Origin of the sequence: Streptomyces sp. 4N124 (genome assembly GCF_052245395.1) — a bacterium.
Taxonomy (GTDB): Bacteria; Actinomycetota; Actinomycetes; order Streptomycetales; family Streptomycetaceae; genus Streptomyces.
Genome location: NZ_JBQQBS010000011.1, coordinates 105,436 through 125,553, shown reverse-complemented (window position 1 = coordinate 125,553; position 20,118 = coordinate 105,436). Strand labels below are relative to the sequence as shown.

At 70.4% G+C, this 20,118-nt stretch carries 15 protein-coding genes; 10 read left to right on the top strand and 5 right to left on the bottom strand.

All coding sequences use genetic code 11. From position 1 onward, the window contains the following. Window positions 1-23: 23 nt before the first annotated feature. The 5 genes from ACTWQO_RS14210 to ACTWQO_RS14190 all read left to right on the top strand — a co-directional run bounded on the left by ACTWQO_RS14210 (window position 24) and on the right by ACTWQO_RS14190 (window position 5,072). A complete protein-coding gene (locus ACTWQO_RS14210) occupies window positions 24-773 on the top strand; it encodes a hypothetical protein (RefSeq protein WP_443237648.1) in 750 nt (249 codons plus the stop codon). A gap of 163 nt (window positions 774-936) precedes the next feature. After that, a complete protein-coding gene (locus ACTWQO_RS14205; RefSeq protein ID WP_443237647.1) occupies window positions 937-1,776 on the top strand; it encodes a TIM barrel protein in 840 nt (279 codons plus the stop codon). Between the two features lie 140 nt (window positions 1,777-1,916). Next, entirely contained in the window at window positions 1,917-2,807 is an 891-nt protein-coding gene (locus ACTWQO_RS14200) for a 2-hydroxy-3-oxopropionate reductase (protein WP_443237646.1), read from the top strand. 184 nt (window positions 2,808-2,991) lie between these two features. Further along, complete coding sequence (locus tag ACTWQO_RS14195; protein ID WP_443237645.1) at window positions 2,992-4,464, top strand: catalase; 1,473 nt, start codon at window positions 2,992-2,994, stop codon at window positions 4,462-4,464. A 353-nt stretch (window positions 4,465-4,817) separates the two neighbouring features. After that, window positions 4,818-5,072, top strand: a complete 255-nt coding sequence (locus ACTWQO_RS14190; RefSeq protein WP_443237644.1) for a hypothetical protein — start codon at window positions 4,818-4,820, stop codon at window positions 5,070-5,072. A gap of 216 nt (window positions 5,073-5,288) precedes the next feature. Here ACTWQO_RS14190 and gcl read toward each other — a convergent pair whose 3' ends face one another. Continuing rightward, a complete protein-coding gene (gene gcl / locus ACTWQO_RS14185; protein ID WP_443237643.1) occupies window positions 5,289-7,073 on the bottom strand; it encodes a glyoxylate carboligase in 1,785 nt (594 codons plus the stop codon). A gap of 209 nt (window positions 7,074-7,282) precedes the next feature. Here gcl and ACTWQO_RS14180 point away from each other — a divergent pair, with 209 nt between their 5' ends. Further along, window positions 7,283-7,963 carry a hypothetical protein gene (locus ACTWQO_RS14180; RefSeq protein WP_443237642.1) on the top strand — a complete coding sequence of 227 codons (681 nt, stop codon included), beginning with the start codon at window positions 7,283-7,285 and terminating at the stop codon, window positions 7,961-7,963. A gap of 104 nt (window positions 7,964-8,067) precedes the next feature. On the opposite strand, the gene ACTWQO_RS14175 is transcribed toward ACTWQO_RS14180, so the two are convergent. Together ACTWQO_RS14175 and ACTWQO_RS14170 are read right to left on the bottom strand one after the other, a co-directional pair. Continuing rightward, the gene (locus tag ACTWQO_RS14175; RefSeq protein WP_443237743.1) at window positions 8,068-9,654 is read right to left on the bottom strand and encodes an AMP-binding protein; all 1,587 of its coding nucleotides are present in this window, start codon (window positions 9,652-9,654) and stop codon (window positions 8,068-8,070) included. Window positions 9,655-9,659: 5 nt separating this feature from the next. Beyond that, on the bottom strand, window positions 9,660-11,330 hold the full coding sequence (locus ACTWQO_RS14170; RefSeq protein WP_443237641.1) for an AMP-binding protein: 1,671 nt from the start codon (window positions 11,328-11,330) through the stop codon (window positions 9,660-9,662). 256 nt (window positions 11,331-11,586) lie between these two features. Here ACTWQO_RS14170 and ACTWQO_RS14165 point away from each other — a divergent pair, with 256 nt between their 5' ends. From ACTWQO_RS14165 to ACTWQO_RS14155, 3 genes are all read left to right on the top strand, one after another. Further along, window positions 11,587-14,397, top strand: a complete 2,811-nt coding sequence (locus ACTWQO_RS14165) for an ATP-binding protein (RefSeq protein ID WP_443237640.1) — start codon at window positions 11,587-11,589, stop codon at window positions 14,395-14,397. A 201-nt stretch (window positions 14,398-14,598) separates the two neighbouring features. Next, complete coding sequence (locus tag ACTWQO_RS14160) at window positions 14,599-15,390, top strand: S1 family peptidase (RefSeq protein WP_443237639.1); 792 nt, start codon at window positions 14,599-14,601, stop codon at window positions 15,388-15,390. Between the two features lie 136 nt (window positions 15,391-15,526). Next, on the top strand, window positions 15,527-16,174 hold the full coding sequence (locus tag ACTWQO_RS14155) for a LysE family translocator (protein WP_443237638.1): 648 nt from the start codon (window positions 15,527-15,529) through the stop codon (window positions 16,172-16,174). Window position 16,175: 1 nt separating this feature from the next. Here the strand turns inward: ACTWQO_RS14155 and ACTWQO_RS14150 are convergent, their stop codons facing one another. Beyond that, window positions 16,176-17,288, bottom strand: coding sequence for a winged helix DNA-binding domain-containing protein (locus tag ACTWQO_RS14150; RefSeq protein ID WP_443237637.1), 1,113 nt, complete (start codon window positions 17,286-17,288; stop codon window positions 16,176-16,178). Between the two features lie 151 nt (window positions 17,289-17,439). On the opposite strand from ACTWQO_RS14150, the gene ACTWQO_RS14145 reads away from it, so the two are divergent. Beyond that, the gene (locus ACTWQO_RS14145) at window positions 17,440-18,576 is read left to right on the top strand and encodes a magnesium and cobalt transport protein CorA (protein WP_443237742.1); all 1,137 of its coding nucleotides are present in this window, start codon (window positions 17,440-17,442) and stop codon (window positions 18,574-18,576) included. A gap of 468 nt (window positions 18,577-19,044) precedes the next feature. On the opposite strand, the gene ACTWQO_RS14140 is transcribed toward ACTWQO_RS14145, so the two are convergent. Continuing rightward, on the bottom strand, window positions 19,045-20,118 hold the full coding sequence (locus ACTWQO_RS14140) for an ABC transporter permease (RefSeq protein ID WP_443237636.1): 1,074 nt from the start codon (window positions 20,116-20,118) through the stop codon (window positions 19,045-19,047).

Genomic DNA, 20,118 nt, shown 5'->3' with positions numbered 1-20,118 from the left:
ATCACCCAGTGAGGAGTAAGACCGTGGCGAAACCCACCACCCGAGGCCGCGGCGCCGGTTCCCCGACCCGGCACACGATGACGGCGGCGGCCCGCGCCGCGGCCAGGCGCGCGGAACGTACGGAGCGGGGCCCGGCGACCTCCGTCGCAGAGGCGCCGCCGCTCGCCGGGCGCACCGTGGTCATCGAGCCCCCGGACGGCTGGGACGACCCGCCGGAGCCGGCGCCGGAGGACTTCGCGGAGGACGACTCCGGCTCCGGTGTGCGGCGTTCCCGGAGAGGGCTGCTCACCGTGCTCGTGGCCGTCCTGCTCCTGGCGGGCCTGGTCGCCGTCGCCGTGCTCGGACAGCGGTACCGGGAGGGCGAGCAGGCCGAGCAGGCGCGCATGCAGGCCCTCGATGCCGCGCGGAAGGCGGCGCCCGTCGTGCTGTCGTACGACCATCGGCGGCTGGACCGGGACTTCGCCGCGGCGGGCGACCGGCTGACCGGGAAGTTCCGCGACGAGTACCGGAAGACCACGCAGACCGTGGTCGGGCCGACGGCGAAGAAGTACGACGGGGTGGTGAAGGCGACGATCGCGGAGCCGGCCGACGGGGGCTCGCCCGCGGCCTCCGTGGTGTCGGCCTCGGCGGACGAGGTGGTGGTGCTGCTCTTCGTCAACCAGGTGACCGAGAGCACCCAGGTCACCGGGGCCCGCATGGATCTGAACCGGGTGCGGATGACGATGACCCGCACGTCAGAGGGGTGGAAGGTGAGCGCCGTCGACGCACTCTGAGCCGCCCGTTCCGCAAGCGCCCCCGCGTACCCGCGCGGGGGCGCTTTTTTGTCGGTCACTCTTGACAGCCGCCGCAGGCCACAGGCAGTCTTCCATTAAGCAGAAACAAACTTCCGCAATACGGAATCTCGATCGATCGCAACGGAAGGGAGCGCCGGCCCCGATGGGATTTGCAGAGCAGCGCTTCAACGTCAACCTGTCGATCCTCTTCACGGAACTCCCGCTCCTGGAGCGCCCCGCGGCCGCCGCCGCGGCCGGCTTCACCGCGGTCGAGCTGTGGTGGCCCTGGATCGACTCCCCCACCCCCGAGCAGTCCGAGCTCGACGCCCTCAAGAAGGCGATCGAGGACGCGGGCGTCCAGCTCACGGGCCTGAACTTCTACGCCGGCCAGCTGCCGGGCCCGGACCGCGGCGCCCTGTCGATCCCCGGCGAGGAGTCGCAGAAGTTCCGCGCCAACATCGACGTGGCCGCCGACTTCGCGCAGTCCCTGGGCTGCAAGGCGCTCAACGCCCTGTACGGCAACCGCGTCGACGGCGTGGACCCGGCCGAGCAGGACGCGCTGGCGCTGGGGAACCTCGTCCTCGCGGCGCGGGCGGCCGACCGGATCGGCGCGATCCTGCTGATCGAGGCCCTGAACCAGCCCGAGTCGCCGCGGTACCCGCTGGTGAGCGCCCCCGCCGCCGTCGGCATCGTCGACAAGGTCAACGACGCGACGGGGCTCGGCAACGCGCGCTTCCTCATGGACCTCTACCACCTGTCCATGAACGGCGAGGACCTGCCGCAGGTGATCGAGCAGTACGCCGCGAAGACCGGCCACGTGCAGATCGCCGACAACCCGGGCCGCGGCGCCCCCGGCACGGGCTCGCTGCCCCTGGAAGACCTCCTCGACCAGCTGAAGAAGGCGGGTTACGACGGCTGGGTCGGCCTCGAGTACAAGCCGGGCGACCGCCCGAGCGCCGAGGCCTTCGACTGGCTGCCGGTGGAACAGCGCGCCGCCCGCTGAGGTGGCCGTCACCGGGGGCTGCCGCCCCCAGACCCCCGCTTCGGCCCTGAACGGGCCTCGTCCTCAATCGCCGGACGGGCTGATTTTCCCGACGCCCGCCACCCCGCAGACGCATTGCCGCAGCTAGAGAGGCACCCCCAATGAGCACACTCCCCAAGGTCGCCTGGATCGGCCTCGGCATCATGGGCTCCCCCATGTCCGAGAACCTGATCAAGGCGGGTTACGACGTCACCGGCTTCACCCTGGAGCAGGACAAGCTGGACCGGCTCGCCGCCGCCGGCGGTACCGCCGCCGGTTCGATCGCCGAGGCCGTGAAGGACGCCGACGTGGTCGTCACGATGGTGCCCGCCTCCCCGCAGGTCGAGGCCATCGCGTACGGCCCGGACGGCATCCTGGAGAACGCGAAGTCAGGCGCGCTGCTGATCGACATGTCCTCGATCACCCCGCAGACCTCGGTCGACCTGGCGAAGGCCGCCAAGGACAAGGGCATACGCGTCCTGGACGCGCCCGTGTCCGGCGGTGAGGCCGGCGCGATCGAAGCCGTACTGTCGATCATGGTCGGCGGTGAGCAGGCCGACTTCGACACCGCGAAGCCGATCTTCGAGGCGCTGGGCAAGACCATCGTGCTGTGCGGTCCGCACGGCTCGGGTCAGACCGTGAAGGCCGCCAACCAGCTGATCGTCGCCGTGAACATCCAGGCGTGCGCCGAGGCCGTGGTCTTCCTGGAGAAGTCCGGCGTGGACCTGACGGCCGCCCTGGACGTCCTGAACGGCGGGCTGGCCGGCTCCACCGTGCTGACCCGCAAGAAGGACAACTTCCTGAACCGGGACTTCAAGCCGGGCTTCCGGATCGACCTGCACCACAAGGACATGGGCATCGTCACGGACGCCGCCCGCAACGTCGGCGCGGCCCTGCCCGTCGGCGCGGTGGTCGCCCAGCTGGTCGCGTCCCTGCGGGCGCAGGGCGACGGCGGCCTGGACCACAGCGCGCTGCTGCGCGCGGTCGAGCGCCTCTCCGGCGCCCAGCTCTGACGAGCGCCCCAGAGACTTCCGGGCCGCGGCGGCGCTGACAACTGTCCTGTCGCGCCCAGGCGCCGCCGCGGCCCGGAATCAACTTCAACAAACTGTTGACGCCCAGTTCATCCCACTCCTAGGCTCCACAAAGCGGAAGTTCTTTTCCGAAGCTTCCCGCTGACACCCGCACGGAAGGTCCACGATGTCGAAGCGCGTGCTCACCGCTCGCACACTCACTACGGAGTCCGGCGCCCCGGTCGCAGACAACCAGAATTCCGCCTCCGCCGGCATCGGCGGGCCGCTCCTGCTCCAGGACCAGCACCTCCTGGAGAAGCTGGCGCGCTTCAACCGGGAGCGGATCCCGGAGCGCGTGGTGCACGCCCGCGGCTCCGGCGCGTACGGCTACTTCGAGGTGACCGACGACGTCACCGGTTTCACCCACGCCGACTTCCTCAACACGGTCGGCAAGCGCACCGAGCTCTTCCTGCGCTTCTCGACCGTCGCTGACAACCTGGGTGGTGCGGACGCGGTCCGCGACCCGCGCGGTTTCGCGGTCAAGTTCTATACGGAAGAGGGCAATTACGACCTCGTCGGGAACAACACCCCGGTCTTCTTCATCAAGGACCCGATCAAGTTCCCGGACTTCATCCACTCGCAGAAGCGTGACCCGTTCACCGGCAAGCAGGAGCCGGACAACGTCTGGGACTTCTGGGCGCACGCCCCCGAGGCCACGCACCAGGTGACCTGGCTGATGGGCGACCGCGGCATCCCGGCGTCGTACCGCCACATGAACGGCTACGGCTCGCACACCTACCAGTGGACGAACGCCGACGGCGAGGTCTTCTTCGTCAAGTACCACTTCAAGACCAACCAGGGCATCCGCTGCCTGAGCAGCGCGCAGGCCGCGGAGATCGCGGGCAAGGACCCCAACTCCCACCAGACGGACCTGCTCCAGGCGATCGAACGGGGCGTCAACCCGTCCTGGACCCTGCACGTCCAGCTCATGCCGGCGGCCGAGGCGGCGGACTACCGCTTCAACCCCTTCGACCTGACCAAGGTCTGGCCGCACAAGGACTACCCGCTGCAGCGTGTGGGCCGGCTCGTGCTGGACCGCAACCCGGACAACGTCTTCGCCGAGGTCGAGCAGGCCGCGTTCTCCCCGAACAACTTCGTTCCGGGCATCGGCCCCTCCCCCGACAAGATGCTCCAGGGCCGCCTGTTCGCCTACGCGGACGCCCACCGCTACCGCCTGGGCGTCAACCACACCCAGCTCGCCGTCAACGCCCCGAAGGCGACGACCGCGCAGAACTACGGTCGCGACGGCTTCATGGCGTCCAACTCCCAGGGCCGCCACGCCAAGAACTACGAGCCCAACTCGTACGACGGCCCGGCTCAGACCGGCCGCCCGCTGTCCGCCCCGCTGGCGGTGAGCGGCCACACGGGCACGCACGAGGCCCCGCTCCACACCAAGGACGACGACTTCTTCCAGGCGGGCGAGCTGTACCGGCTGATGTCCGAGGAGGAGAAGTCCCGTCTGGTCGCGAACATCGCCGGCGGCCTCTCCCAGGTCTCCCGTGACGATGTGATCGAGAAGAACCTGGCCCACTTCCACGCCGCCGACCCGGAGTACGGCAAGCGGGTGGAGGAGGCCGTCCACGCCATGCGCAAGGACTGAGAGGACTGACCCAGACGGCCCGCGACAGCCGAACGGCCCGGATGAGGGGTGGCCGGAGGCGGAGCGCGGGCAGGCCGGGGACCGCGGCGGCGTGCGAGCCAGTGCGGTGGTGAAGGACCCGAGTTCCCCTTCTCGACCTGAGGGAAGGCGTTCCAGGCTCCGTCGCATCCGCCGCGGTCCCAGCCACACAGACTCCGTCCGGCGGCGCGAACGTCCTGTCGCGCCCAGCCTCGCGCCGCCGGACGGCCACACCCTCACCGGGCTGAAGAGCGCCGGATACGGACGGTCCCGTATCCGGCGCTCTTCGGTGTTCCCGGGGTGCGGAACCGTCGCGTCCGCAGCAGCCTGAAGACATGGCACATCCAACGGAGCATCCGCACATCGTGGTGCATCCGCCGGCCCTGGACGGCTCCCGGCGGGTCACGTCGGGCGACGAGACACTGGGGATCGCCACGCACGAGGACGACGTGAGCGAGATCCTGCGGCTGGCCGACCTGTATGTCACGGACCTCGCGGAGAGCGACTTCATCGAGTGGCAGGGCGGCGGCCCCGACGACTGGCCGGGCCTGTCGGAACACCACGAGCACCATCAGCACCACGAGCAGTGAACCCACGTACGCCACCGGTCGTACACGGCCTACGGAACCCTCAAATCAACCTCTGAACAGCGTGCCGCAGGGCATCAACCGGCCTCTCGTGGGGGCACATTGATGTCATGCCGGGCCCGCCGGCACGGGGGCGGCGGGCCCGTAGCGGCCCAGTGAGCAGACGAAGAGGGGCGGCCCAGCCTTCCGGCTGGACCGCCCCTCTCGCGGTGGTGGCTGTCAGACCTTCAGCGTCCTGATCGACGTCGGCGCATGGCCCGGCTCGGTCGCCAGCTCCTCGAACTCCACCACGTTGCCGATGTCGTTCGTGGTCGACATGGAGATGTTGGTGATCCGCTCCAGGATCGCCTCGACGACCACCGGCACCTGGAACTCGGCGGCGAGCTTCTTGGCCTTCTCCAGGGCCGCGCCCAGTTCGTTCGGGTCGGTCACCCGGATCGCCTTGCAGCCCAGGCCCTCGGCGACCTTGATGTGGTCGACGCCGTAGACGCCGATCTCGGGCGAGTTGATGTTCTCAAACTCCAGGTTGACCTGGAAGTCGATCTCGAACGCCCGCTGCGCCTGGCGGATCAGGCCCAGGTAGGAGTTGTTGACCAGGACATGGACGTACGGGATCTTGTGCTGCGCTCCGACCGCCAGCTCCTCGATCATGAACTGGAAGTCGTAGTCGCCGGAGAGCGCCACGACCTGTGCCTCCGGATCGGCCTTGGCGACGCCGAGCGCGGCCGGGACGGTCCAGCCGAGGGGGCCCGCCTGGCCGCAGTTGATCCAGTGCCGCGGGCGGTAGACGTGCAGCATCTGGGCGCCGGCGATCTGCGAGAGGCCGATCGTGGAGACGTACCGGGTCTCCGGGCCGAAGGCCTTGTTCATCTCCTCGTAGACACGCTGCGGCTTGATCGGGATGTCGTCGAAGTGCGTACGGCGCTGGAGGGTGGCCTTCCTCTCCTGCGCCGAGGCCGCCCACGCCGAACGGTCGGGCAGCATCCCGGCCGCCTTCAACTCCCGTGCCACCTCGACGAACAGCTCCAGTGCGGCCTTGGCGTCGGAGGCGATGCCGTAGTCCGGCGCGAAGATCTTGCCGATCTGGGTGGGCTCGATGTCGACGTGGACGAACTTCCGGCCGGCCGTGTAGACGTCCAGTTTGCCGGTGTGGCGATTGGCCCAGCGGTTGCCGATGCCGAGGACGAAGTCGGACTCCAGGAAGGTCGCGTTGCCGTAGCGGTGCGAGGTCTGCAGGCCGACCATGCCGGCGTTCAGCTCGTGGTCGTCGGGCAGGACGCCCCAGCCCATGAGGGTCGGGACGACCGGAGTGCCGGTCAACTCGGCGAACTCGACGAGGAGTTCGGCGGCGTCGGCGTTGATGACTCCGCCGCCGGCCACGATCAGCGGGCGCTCGGCGGCGTTCAGCATGCCGATCGCCTTCTCGATCTGGGCGCGGGAGGCGGCGGGCTTGTAGACCGGGAGGGGCTCGTACGTGTCCGGGTCGAACTCGATCTCGGTGAGCTGGACGTCGATCGGCAGGTCGATGAGGACGGGGCCGGGGCGGCCGGACCGCATGAGGTGGAAGGCCTGCTGGAAGACGCCGGGGACCTGCGCGGCCTCCAGGACGGTGACGGCCATCTTGGTGACCGGCTTGGCGATCGAGGCGATGTCGACGGCCTGGAAGTCCTCCTTGTGGATCACGGCGGTCGGGGCCTGGCCCGTGATGCACAGGATCGGGATGGAGTCACCGATGGCGGAGTACAGGCCGGTGATCATGTCGGTGCCGGCGGGGCCGGACGTACCGATGCAGACACCGATGTTGCCGGGGTGGGTCCGGGTGTAGCCCTCCGCCATGTGCGAGGCGCCCTCGACATGCCGGGCGAGGGTGTGCTGGATACCGCCGGAGGCCTTGAGCGCCGCGTAGAACGGGTTGATCGCCGCGCCCGGGACACCGAACGCGTTGCTGACGCCCTCGCGCTTGAGGATCTCGACTGCCGCGCGGGCAGCGGTCATACGAGCCATGGAGTACTCCTGCTTCGGCTGTCGGTTCGCACTCCCGTCGCGCCCTGCGGTGAGTACTTTTCCGTATAGCGAAATTAGTTTTCTACTATCTGGAATCAATGTAGGTGGGCCGGAGAAGGGCAGTCAAGAGACGGACAAGCAGGCGTTTTCTGGAGGACGATGGCCTCGCTGTCCCGGTGTGCGGTCGTGATCTCGTCCTGGAGTGGGCCATGTCCGAGAGCGTGTCGGTACGCTGCCCCGCCTGTCGGCGCGAGCAGCTCTACTCCGCGCCGTCCTATCCGTGTGCGTGCGGGGCGCCGGTGCTCCCGCCGCTCGATCCGGCGGGGACCGCGACGGCCGTCACCCACCAGGTCTGGGACGAGCAGTGGGTCACCGTGCGCTGCGCTGCGTGCGGCCGCAGCGACCAGTGGCCGCGGCCGGAGCTGGGCTGTCCCTGCGGGACGCTGCTGCGGGTCCCGGTGGCACGGGCGGATGCCGAGGGCGCCGTGGCCGAGCCCGCGCCGCCCGTCCCCCGCCGCGCCTTCACCCCGGTGACCATCCGCACGGCCCGCGACGCGGTCACCGCCGCGGCCCTGTATCTGCGCTGGCTCGGCTACCAGGACATCCGCCGCGCGGACCAGCGGCCCCCGTCCGGCATCGGCCTCGCCGCCCGCGGCCTGCTGGCCCAGGTCGATCCGACCGTTCGCCCGGCCTCACTCCGGGACGTGGAGTGCCTGTGGCTGACGGCCATGACGGAGTCCGCCGGCTGCGTCTACTTCTCCCTCGCCGGCTACGCCACGGACGCGCGTAGCCGCGCCGACGACCTGGGCGTGCCTCTCTTCGTCCTCGACCTCACCGGCACGCCGCAGCCGGTCAACAGCCTCGCGGACGACCTGGACGCGGGTGCCTGAGCGCGCCTGGGGAATTGCCGCGATGTGCCGTCGGGCGGCTGCGGGCCCGTCGTGGCTGGTCGCGCAGTTCCCCGCGCCCCTTTGGGGCGCTCAGCAATCCGGCGTCAGAGCGACCTCGCGGCCTCCTCCCGCAGTTCGACCTTCCGCACCTTCCCTGACACGGTCATCGGGAAGGACTCCAGGATCCGCAGGCGGCTCGGGATCTTGTAGTGGGCCAGCCGTCCGTCGCAGAAGGACCGCAGTTCCTCCAGGGTCGGCGGGTCGGCCGGGTCGCGGGCGATGACGCAGGCGAGGACCTCTTCGCCGTAGCGCTCGTGCGGTACGCCGACCACCTGGACGTCCGCGATCTTCGGATGGGCGTGGAGGAACTCCTCGATCTCGCGCGGGTAGATGTTCTCGCCGCCCCGGATGATCATGTCCTTGATGCGGCCGACGATCTCGACGTAGCCGTCCTCGCGCATCATCGCGAGGTCGCCGGTGTGCATCCAGCGGGCGGCGTCGATGGACTCGGCGGTCTTCTCGGGTTCGTTCCAGTAGCCGAGCATCACGCTGTAGCCGCGGGTGCACAACTCGCCCGGGACGCCGCGGGGTTGGGTCGTACCGTCGGCCGGGTCGACGATCTTCACCTCGATGTGCGGGAGGACGCGGCCCACCGTGCCGGTGCGGTGCTCCAGGTCGTCGTCGATCCGGGTCTGGAGGGAGACCGGGGAGGTCTCGGTCATGCCGTAGCAGATGGAGACCTCCTCCATGTGCATCTCGGCGACCACCCGCTTCATCACCTCCACCGGGCAGGGCGAGCCCGCCATGATCCCGGTGCGTAGCGACGAGAGGTCGTACCTCGCGAAGTCCGGGTGGTTCAACTCCGCTATGAACATGGTCGGTACGCCGTACAGGGAGGTGCACCGCTCCTGTTGCACCGCCTCCAGGGTGGCCTTCGGGTCGAAGGACGGGGCGGGGATGACGATGCACGCCCCGTGCGTGGTGGCCGCCAGGTTGCCCATGACCATGCCGAAGCAGTGGTAGAAGGGCACGGGGATACAGATCCGGTCCTGCTCGGTGTACGCGATCGACTCACCGACGAAGTAACCGTTGTTGAGGATGTTGTGATGGGACAGCGTGGCGCCCTTCGGGAAGCCCGTCGTGCCCGAGGTGTACTGGACGTTGATGGGGTCGTCGCAGGACAGTTCCTCGTACGCGGCCGGCGTTCCCCGCGTGATCAGCGCGTCCCAGCTCGGGTCCCCGATGAACATGGTCTCCCTCAACTGCGGGCACTTGCCGCGCACTTGCTCGACCATCGCGCGGTAGTCGCTCGTCTTGTGACTCAGGGAGGCGAAGAGCAGGGAGATGCCGGCCTGCTTGAGGACGTACTCGACCTCGTGGGTGCGGTAGGCCGGGTTGATGTTCACCATGATCGCGCCGATGCGGGCGGTGGCGTACTGGACGAGGACCCATTCGGGACAGTTGACCGCCCAGATCCCCACCCGGTCACCCTTGGCGACCCCGCTCGCGAGCAGTGCGTACGCCAACTCGTCGACGTCCGCGGCGAATCGGGTGTAGGTCCAGCGCCGTCCGGACGGCACGTCGACGAGCGCCTCCCGGTCCGGCCAGGTGGCGACGGCGCGGTCCAGGCTGGCGCCGATCGTGTCGCCGAGCAGCGGTGTGTCGCCGGTCCCATGGGTGTACGAACTCAACGAGTTCACCGGAAGTCCTCCTCGCGGTACTCGGCGTCCGAGCCGGCGGCGGTGGCCTCGCGCAGCTCGATGCGGCGGATCTTGCCGGAGACGGTCTTGGGCAGCGGGGCGAACTCCAGGCGGCGGATGCGCTTGTAGGGGGCGAGGGTCTCCCGGGAGTGCTCGAACAGCACCTTCGCCGTGTCGGGACCCGGCTCCCAGCCCGCCGCCAGGACGACGTACGCCTTCGGCACCGACAGGCGCAGCTCGTCCGGTGCGGGCACGACGGCGGCCTCGGCGACCGCCTCGTGCTCCAGCAGGGCGCTCTCCAGCTCGAACGGGGAGATCTTGTAGTCGCTGGCCTTGAACACGTCGTCCGCCCGGCCCACGTACGTGATGTAGCCGTCGGCGTCCCGGGAGCCGATGTCTCCCGTGCGGTAGTAGCCGTCGGCCATCGCCTCCGCCGTACGCTCCGGGTCGCCGTGGTAGCCGGTCATCAGGCCGACCGGGCGGGCCGAGAGGTCGAGGGCGATCTCTCCCTCCGCGGCGCCGGGTGCGCCGGAGGCCGGGTCCAGGAGGTCGACGCGGAAGCCGGGGCTGGGGCGGCCCATGGACCCGGTCTTCAGGGGCTGGCCGGGGCTGTTGGAGACCTGGACGGCGGTCTCGGTCTGGCCGAAGCCGTCGCGGATGGTCACGCCCCAGGCCCGGCGGACCTGCTCGATGACCTCGGGGTTCAGGGGCTCCCCCGCCGCCACCGCCTCGCGCGGCGGGGTGCGCAGCTGGGTCAGGTCGGCCTGGATGAGCATGCGCCACACCGTCGGCGGGGCGCAGAACGTCGTCACGCCCGCCCGGTCCATCTCCGCCAGCAGCCGGGCCGCGTCGAAGCGGGTGTAGTTGTGCAGGAAGACGGTCGCCTCCGCGTTCCACGGCGCGAACAGGTTCGACCAGGCGTGCTTGGCCCAGCCCGGGGAGGAGATGTTGAGATGCACGTCGCCGGGCTTGAGGCCGATCCAGTACATGGTGGCGAGGTGCCCGATCGGGTACGAGGCGTGGGTGTGCTCGACGAGCTTGGGGCGGGCCGTCGTACCGGAGGTGAAGTAGAGCATCAGCGGGTCGTCGGCGCGGGTCGGGCCGTCGGGTGTGAAGTCGGCGGGGGCTTCGTACGCCTCCTCGTAAGACAGCCAGCCCGCGGGCGCGTCGCCGACCGCGACGCGGGTGTAGTCGCCGGGCACCTCGGCGAACTTGGCCGTGTCCTCGGGGCGCACGATCACCTGCCGGACCCGGCCGCGCTCGACCCGGTCCCGCAGGTCGGCGGGGCCGAGCAGCGGGGTGGCCGGGATGACGACGGCGCGCAGCTTCATCGCGGCCAGCGCGGTGATCCACAGCTCCGCCTGGTTGCCGAGCATGACGAGGATCCGGTCCCCGGCACGGACGCCCTGCCCGCGCAGCCAGTTGGCGAACTGGTCGGAGCGCACCGCCATCTCACCGAAGGACAGCCGGGTCTCAGCGCCGTCCTCCTCGACGATGTGCAGCGCGGTCCGGGCGTTGCCGTGGGCGATGGCGTCGAACCAGTCGAGCGCCCAGTTGAAGTGGTCCGGCCGGGGCCAGGTGAAGCCCTCGTACGCGGCGGCGTAGTCTTCGCGGTGCTCCAGCAGGAAGTCCCGTGCCCTGCGGAACTCCTCCGTAGACGTCGTCATCCGTCCTCCTCATGACCGGAACCTGGCCGGGCTGCTCCCGGACCTGCTCCAGGTCTCCCTACCCCCGCCGGGACACCGCTGTCACGCGCCTGGCCGAGCCCGCTGCGACGACTCACTATTCATTCACTCGTGCTTTGAATTTCTCTATGCTCCACCCTGCTGCTCACCCCTGTTATTTCCCTCACCTCGTCACACGTCCGAATTTCAAAGACCCGTTGCCTAATATTGGCCCGGACACGACACACGGAGGGGAGCGGTGACCGTGCGACGGGACTTCAAGGAGCCTGCCAGATGCCGCCCCGACCTGGTCATCGGCCGGGAGGAGCAGGTCGCTCAGGCGCGTGAGCAACTCGGCCGGGGCGGCAGCGTGCTGCTCCACGGTCCCGCCGGAATTGGAAAGTCGACACTCCTGCGGGCGCTGGCCGCGCAATATGCCGAAGCGGCACGGACGGTGTTGCGCTGCTCGGCCACCGAGTCCGAATCCCATCTCCCCTTCCTCGCCCTGGCCGACCTCCTCGGTCTGGCCCTGGACGAGGTGTCCGACCAGCTGCCCGCCGCCCAGCGCACCGCCCTGGAGTCGGCGCTCACCGGCCGCGGCGAGTCCACCCTCCAGCGCGACGGCCTCGCACTGCGCCTGGCGGTGCTGTCCGCGCTGCGCGCGCTCGCCGCCGCCGGCCCCGTCCTGATCGTCGCCGACGACCTGCAGTGGCTGGATCCGGCCAGCGCCGAACTCCTCGGCTTCGCCGCCCGCCGCCTCGGCGACACCCCGGTGCGGATGCTGTGCGCGGTGCGGACGGAGGGCCAGGAGTACGACCGGCATCTACGCGCGTCCCCACCGGACACCCTCGCGGTCCGCCTCAGCCCGCTCTCCCGCACGCAGGTCTCCGACCTCCTCGACCACCGCGGCTACACCGGCCTGTCCCGGTCCACGGTCCGCGAGATCCACCGCACCAGCGGCGGCAACCCGCTGTTCGCCCTCGAACTGGGCCGCGCGCTCGCCGAGAGCCCCGCCCGCCCCCGGCCGGGCGAGCCGCTGCCGGTGCCGACGTCGCTGCGGGCCCTCGTCCTCAGCCGGCTGGAGAACCTCTCCGACGAGGTCCGCCACACCCTGCTCGTGGCCAGCGCGGGCGCCCGCCCCACGCTGGCCCTGCTGCACGCGGCCGGCCGTGAGAACGCCGAGGCCGAGACCGCCCAGGCGGCCAGGCTGGGCCTGCTGGCGACCGAGTCCGAGGGTCCGGCCGTACGGTTCGCGCATCCGCTGATCTCGGCCGCGCTGTATGCGGAGGCCGCCGCGCAGGAGCGGCGGGCCGCGCACGTCGCGCTGTCCACCGCGGCCTCCGACCCGATCGAGCGGGCCCGGCATCTGGCCCTGGCGACGACCGGCACCGACCCGGAGGTGGCGGCCCGGCTCGCGGAGGCCGCGACCCTGGCCCGGGACCGGGGCGCACCGTCCGTGGCCGCCTCCCTCGGGCTGCTCGCGGCCCGGCACACCCCGGCGGACGGCGAGCCGACCCCGGAGGTGCTGCGCCTGCAGGCCGCTGAGGACGCGATCACCGCCGGGGACCTGGACCTCGCCCGGGACATCGCCCGGGAGGTGCTCAGCCGGACGACCGTGCCCGAGGACCGGGTACGGGCCTGGATCATCGTGATCGACACGGCGGGCCACGCCATGACCGAGGTCGACTCGGTCTTCCCGCAGGCCCTCGCCGACGCGGGCGACGACCCGAAGCTGCTCGCCCTGATCCATTACCAGCTCGCCTGGCGGGGCCTGCTGGTGGAGGGCGACTTCGACGAGGCCCGCCGGGCGGCGGCGTACTCGGCGGAGCTGGCCGAGCGGGCCGGCGACCGGTACACCGAGCTGATGGCGCTCTCCTTCCAGGCCCAGATCGAGACACTCATGGGCCACACGAACGCCCCCGCGACCATCCGGCGCGCGCTGACGGAACCTCAGGACCCGCGGGTGGCCTGCCATCACAACGGGGCCGGCTACTCCCGGTTCCGCTGGCTGATCATGAGCGATCAGCTGGCCGAGGCCCGGACGACGGTCACCGCGCTGCTGCGCGAGGTGCGGCGGCGCGGCTCCGTCGAGAGCGAGGTGCACTTCCTGCGCGGGGTGGCCGAGACCGAACTGCGGTCCGGGCACTGCGGCCGTGCGCTGGACCTGGCCCGGGAGGGTCTGCGGCTGGCCCGGGACAGCGGGATCGGCGAGGTGGCCTCCGCCGTCCTCACCTCGATCGCGGAGGCCTCGGGCGGCGAGGTGGACCGGGCGCTGGCACTGGCCAGGGAAGCGGTCGAGCACGCGGAGGAGGGCGGCGACCAGGTGTACATCTCCCGGGCACTGGCCGCCCTCGGGTACGCCCAACTGGTCGCCGGGGACGCACCCGAGGCGGTCCGCTCGCTGCGGCGGGTACGGGAACTGGAGCAGGGGCTCGGCATCACCGACCCGGCGCGCGGCCGCTGGCACGGCGACCTCGCCGAGGCGCTGGTACGGATCGGCGAGCCGGCCGAGGCGCAGGACCTCATCGACGTCACCCGCGAACAGGCGATGCGGCTCGGCCGCGAGAGCGTGCTCGCCGTACTGGACCGGGCGGAGGCGCTGGTGCGCGCGGCACGCGGTGAACACGACGCCGCCATCGCCCAGTTGACATCGGTCCAGGACCGGCTCGCCAAGCTGGGCTACGGCTTGGAGGAGGCCCGGACCGCGTTCGTACTCGCCTCGCTGCGCACCGGGCGGCCCGGTCCGACGTCGTACGACGAGGCGGCCCGGCTCTTCCGCCGCTGCCGGGCGCTGCCGTGGCTGCGGCAGGTGGACGCGGCGGCGGACGCGAGCCCGCCGGAGCCCGCCGCGCAGCCGCCGGTCGCGCTCGACGGGCTGGAGGGCCTCGCGTCGATGGAGCGTCAGGTCGCCGCGCTCGTCATGGAGGGCGCGACGAACCGGGAGATCGCCGGGCGCCTGTTCATCAGCGTCAAGACGGTCGAGGCGACCCTGACCCGGGTCTACCGCAAGCTGGGGATCCGTTCGCGCGTGGATATCGTCCGACTGGCGGCAGGACGCCGCGCGAAGTGAGACCGGTACGGGTTTACTGGGCGCGACCGAGGGTTTTCCCTCCCCAACTCCCTTAGGGGGTTCCCTCATTGGGAGGAGGCTGTGCGCCCGCCTAGCGTATGGCCATGCCGCTCGCCCGGGCATACGGGGGTCAGTCCCGAGACCCCCGTGCAACCCCCCACACCCGCGCGACCCCCCACCGGCAACCTCTTGAGGAGACTCATGTTCGGGCTCACCCGTGCCACGAAGACCGCCGCCGTCGTCGCGGCGACCGCTGCCGCCGCCGCGACCGCGCTGCTGACCGCCCCCACAGCGGTCGCCGCTCCGCAGCCCATCGTGGGCGGTACGACGACCACGACGACGGCATACCCGTTCATGATGCAGATCACGGACGCCTCGGAAGACCAGTTCTGCGGCGGCACGCTCGTCTCGCCCACCAAGGTCGTCACCGCGGCCCACTGCATGGCCGGCGAGAGTGAAGGCAACGTCAGAGTCGTCGGTGGCCGCACCTACCTCAACGGCACGAACGGCACGGTCAGCCAGGTCACCGACATCTGGGTCAACCCCGACTACACCGACGCCACCAACGGCGACGACGTGGCGGTGCTGACCCTGGCCACCTCGATGCCGTACACGACCGCCCCGTATGTCTCCGCCGACGACACCGACGTGTACGCGACGGGCGCCACGGCCCGCATCCTCGGCTGGGGCACCACCTCCGCGGGCGGCAGTTCCTCCAACCAGCTGCGGACGGCCACGGTCCCGCTCGTGTCCGACTCCAGCTGCGGCAGTTCCTACGGTTCGGACTTCGTCCAGTCCGACATGGTTTGCGCCGGTTATGAAGCCGGCGGCGTCGACACCTGCCAGGGCGACAGCGGCGGTCCCCTGCTCATCGGGGGCGTCCTGGCAGGCATCACTTCCTGGGGCGAGGGCTGCGCGGCAGCCGGTTACCCGGGTGTCTACACCCGGCTGACCACGTTCTCGGACGAGGTCACGGAGCAGATCGACTCGTGACCCGGCGGTTCTCCTGAGCAACCCCTCAGGTGAAAGACCAGGGGGCGTTGCGGGCTTCCACGAGCAGCCCGCAACGCCCCCTATCCATCTCCGCCCACCTCGGGTTTGAATGGCCGCCTCTATGGAGGTGATGGTCATGGTGTCCGCCGACCGGCTGCTGGCCTTCGCGGCGATGTCGCTGCTGGTGGTCCTGATCCCGGGACCCAGCGTGCTGTTCGTCATCGGACGTGCGCTGGCCCACGGCCGCCGGACGGCGGTGGCGACGGCGATCGGCAACGTCTTCGGCTCGTACCTGCTGGTGGTCGCGGTCGCGGTGGGCATCGGCTCACTGGTCGAGCGGTCCGTGACGGTCTATCTCGCGGTCAAGCTGGCGGGCGCGGCGTATCTGGTGTTCCTGGGCGTGCAGGCGTTCCGGCACCGCAAGGAGCTACGGCTGACGGCGACCGGGCCGGCCTCCGAGCGCCCGGCCCGCGGGGACCTGCGTACGGTCATCGACGGCGCCCTGGTCGGCGTCACCAATCCCAAGGGCGTAGTGTTCTTCGCCGCCGTACTCCCCCAGTTCGTGGACCACTCGGCGGGTCAAGTCCCCTTGCAGATGCTGGTGTTGGGCCTGATCCCGATCGTGATCGGCCTGGTCACGGACACTCTGTGGGGCCTGACCGCGTCCGCGGCCCGCACCTGGTTCGCCCGCTCGGACCGGCGGCTGTCCCTGATCGGCGGGGCGGGCGGGTGCACGATGATCGGGCTGGGTGTGACGGTGGCGGTGACGGGCCGGGCGGACTGACTCACGATTCCGGGATCACGGTCCCGAAGCGGATGTCGTACGCCGCGTCCTGGTGCATCGTCTGGAGCATCCGCGCTCCCTCCTCCGTCACCTCGCCGCGCTGGGCCTTGGTGAGCTTGCCGAAGGGCTCGATGACGAGGGCGCCGTCGAGGATCCGCCACACGCCCGCGAGGAAGCCGTCGACGAGGAGCGGGCAGTAGACCGTGTTCGCCTTCCAGGTACGGCCCCGGTTCGGGGGCGGCACCACGCGGGTGCGGTCGGCGTGGGAGAGGAGCAGGTTGTCGAACCTGGGCAGGAAGCGGGGCCGGGCCGGGGTGTCCGGGTCGGGGCGCGGGGCGTCGGGGAGGTCGAAGAGTTCCACGCCGTTCTCGTCCCGGAAGATGACCAGCTGTGGGCGGAGCCGTTCGAAGGCGGGGCCCATCCGGGTCAGGCCGGACCAGGTCTGCATGTCCTTCACGGAGGCCGGCCCGAAGGCGGCCAGATAGCGCAGGACGGTGGCGTCGGCGGAGGCGGCGGGCTCGGCCGGGCGGCCCAGCCAGTGCTCGGCGGTGGTCAGGGAGACCTGGGCGCTCCTGCCCCACAGGCCGCGCGGGGTGACCTGGACGAGGGGCAGCTTGCAGCGGGCGGCGACGGTCAGGGACCGCGGGTCGGCATCCGGCCACTCGACGTGCAGTGCCTCGCCCAGCTGCTTCATGGTGCGCGGCCCGTCCTCGACGAGTTCACGGGCGAGTACGGCGAGTCGGTCGAGGTCGACGCCGACGAGCCCTTTGCGGAAGTAGTTGATCTCCCGGTCCCGGGCGGGCTGCACCAGCGGACGCAGGGTGAGGCTGTCGTCGGCGGTGTGCAGATGGATCGTCGAGCGCATGGTGACGATGCGCACCACCTCACGGCGCTCCAGCAGCCCGGACAGCTCCTCGGGCCTGAAGCCGTCGAGCCGGGCGGCGAGCGCGTAGTACGGCGGCTTGACCTCCTGGGCCTGGAGGCCGACGAGATGCTCCACGGCCGCCCGCGCGGTCAGTGGCGAACGGCGCAGCAGGAGCTGCCGGTCGAGGGTCGCGCGGTTGAGGGCGCGGATGCCGAGCACGGGGGCCGTCGCGGACGTCGTCTTGGTCATGCTCCGCACGCTAGCGTCGCTTGCGGACACCTTCTGTCCGCAACTCTCACCTGATCCCGTACCACCCGCCCACCCCGATGCCGTATGCCCCGTATATCCTGCTCCGTGATCAACCGCTCGGCTTGAGCAGGACCAGCAGGGAGGTGCCGCCATCGCCGCGAAGAACTCCAGGAAGTCCGTCTGGCGCCGCGCCCTGAACCACCAGCCGTCGGCACCAGAGCCGGAGCCCGCCGCGCCCTCTCCGGCATCGGCGGACACCCCCGAACCGGCCAGCGTCGTCCAGGCCGTCCTCTACCAGGACGGCGTCCGTGTCTCCTCCCCCTCCACCCTCGCCGAGACCTTCCGCGAGCTGCGCGAGAAGCCGGCCGGCATGGCATGGATCGGCCTCGCCCGCCCCACCGAGAGCGAACTCCTCTCCCTCGCCGCCGAGTTCGACCTCCATCCCCTCTCGGTCGAGGACGCGATGGAGGCCCACCAGCGCCCGAAACTGGAGCGCTACGGCGAGACGCTCTTCGTCGTGCTGCGGGCGGCCAGGTATCTCGACGCGCCGGAGGAGGTCGACTTCGGCGAGCTGCATGTGTTCGTCGGCCCCGACTTCGTGATCACGGTCCGCCATGGCGCGGCGCCCGACCTTTCGGCGGTCCGCCACCGCATGGAGGAGTCACCGGACCTGCTGAAACTGGGCCCGGAGGCGGTGCTCTACGCCATCCTGGACGCGGTGGTCGACGGCTATGTGCCCGTCGTCTCCGGCGTCCAGAACGACATCGACGAGATCGAGACGGAAGTCTTCAGCGGCGACCCCGAAGTGTCCCGCCGCATCTACGAACTCTCCCGCGAAATGGTCGAGTTCCAGCGTGCCACCCGCCCCCTCGTCGGCATGCTGCACGGCCTGATGGCCGGCTTCGCCAAGTACGGCACGGACGAGGAACTCCAGCGCTACCTCCGTGACGTCGCCGACCACGTCACCCACACCAGCGAACGCGTCGACGGCTTCCGCCAGGCCCTCACGGAGATCCTCACCGTGAACACGACCCTGGTCACCCAGCAACAGAACGCGGAGATGCGGGCGTTGGCGGAGGCGGGGTTCGAGCAGAACGAGGAGATCAAGAAGATCTCGTCGTGGGCGGCGATTCTCTTTGCTCCCACGTTGGTTGGAACCATCTACGGCATGAACTTCAAGCACATGCCGGAGCTGGACTGGAGCTTCGGATACCCCTTCGCCATCGGCCTGATGGGGGTTGTTTGCGTCAGTTTGTACGTTATTTTCAAGCGGCGCGACTGGCTCTGAGTCCATCTTGCCGAGCTCAGCTCTTGTGCGGTCCTTGCTCTCGCACCGGTCACGGATCGGGGCAAAATCAGCCCTGGGGAGTCTCCGGGGAGAATCAGCCGACGGCACGGGCCCTGCGCCAGCGACTCCATCCCTATCCCGTTCCCCGCAAAGCCTGCCGCCGAGCGCCGTTGCCCCCATCTGCAACGGCCACAGACAGTGACATTGACTCCTTGGTTGAAGCCACCAGCCCCCGACCCTGTGCGGCCGCCAGAATGGAGGCATGGCGTTGCTGACCGGCGCGGCCCCGGGCCATGTCGCCGCCGTCCGCCGCGCTCAGCCTCGAACAGGTTGAGCAGGTGGCGGCCATCACTGCCACCGTCATCGGCTCTCTCGAGCAGGCCGCCGAGGAGGACGCCTATCCAGCGGCTCTGCCCTGGCACCGCCGCTGACGCCCTCCATAGCCGGCCGGCCGCCGGAGCCACCTCGCTAGACGGCGGCTCCGGCGGCCCGCCTGCGGCCGAAGTAGGTGGACAGGCCCACGGCCAGCAGGAGCGCGGTGCCGTTGAAGACCGGGTCGACCCAGTCGCTGGCACCGGCCAGCGTGAGGCCGCTGACGGTCTCGGAGACGAACACCACGCCGATCATCGTGCCGAGCACGTTGAACCGGCCCGGCTCGATCGCGGTCGCGCCCAGGAACACCGCGGCCAAGGCAGGGAAGAGCAGGCTGGTGCCGCTGTCCGCGGTGGCTCCGCCGACACGGGCGGTTTGCACGACGCCGGCGATCCCCGCGAGCGCTCCGGCGATGACAAACGTCAGCAGCAGGTTGCGCCGGACGCGGATGCCGACCAGATGCGCCGCCCTGGGGTTGGATCCCATCGCGTACAGGGCCCGCCCGTATGGAGTGTGGCCCAGCAGGTACCACATCAGGGCACCGAGAACGACGACTACGGACACCACGCGGGGTAGACCCAGCCACTGCTGGGAACCGAAGTCGAGCAGGGCGGGCGAGACGCCCGCGCTGATGGTCTGGCCGCCCGAATACCACTGGATGACCCCGCCGAGGAGAGTGGCGCTGCCCAGGGTGGTGATGAACGAGCTCATCCGGAACCGGGCCACCATGACGCCGTTGACCAGTCCGATGAGCACGCCCGTTGCCACCGCGGCGAGTACCGCGGGCACGACACCCACGTCGTGGCGGGCCATGAGCGCCGCGCACACCAGGGAACTGGTCGCGGCGTTCGCCCCGAGGGAGAAGTCGAAGTAGCCGGCGGCCAGCGGCGCGAGGGCGGCCAGTGCCAGCAGGGCGATGACCGACTGGTTGCCGGTCACCACGCTGAGGTTGGCAGAGGTCGGGAAGACCACGGCACTCGGCGGGTAGAGGCTGAAGAACACCGCCACGGCTACGGCCAGGGCGGGAAGGGTGTACCGCTCGGCGAGCCGCCCCGGCGCCAGCGCGGACCGCCGGGTGCGCCGGGTCGGCTCCGTCTCCTCGGACCTCTCGGATTTCGCTGGCGACGGGGGCGGCGGGGGCGAGGGTGCGGAAGAGGTAACACCGCTCAT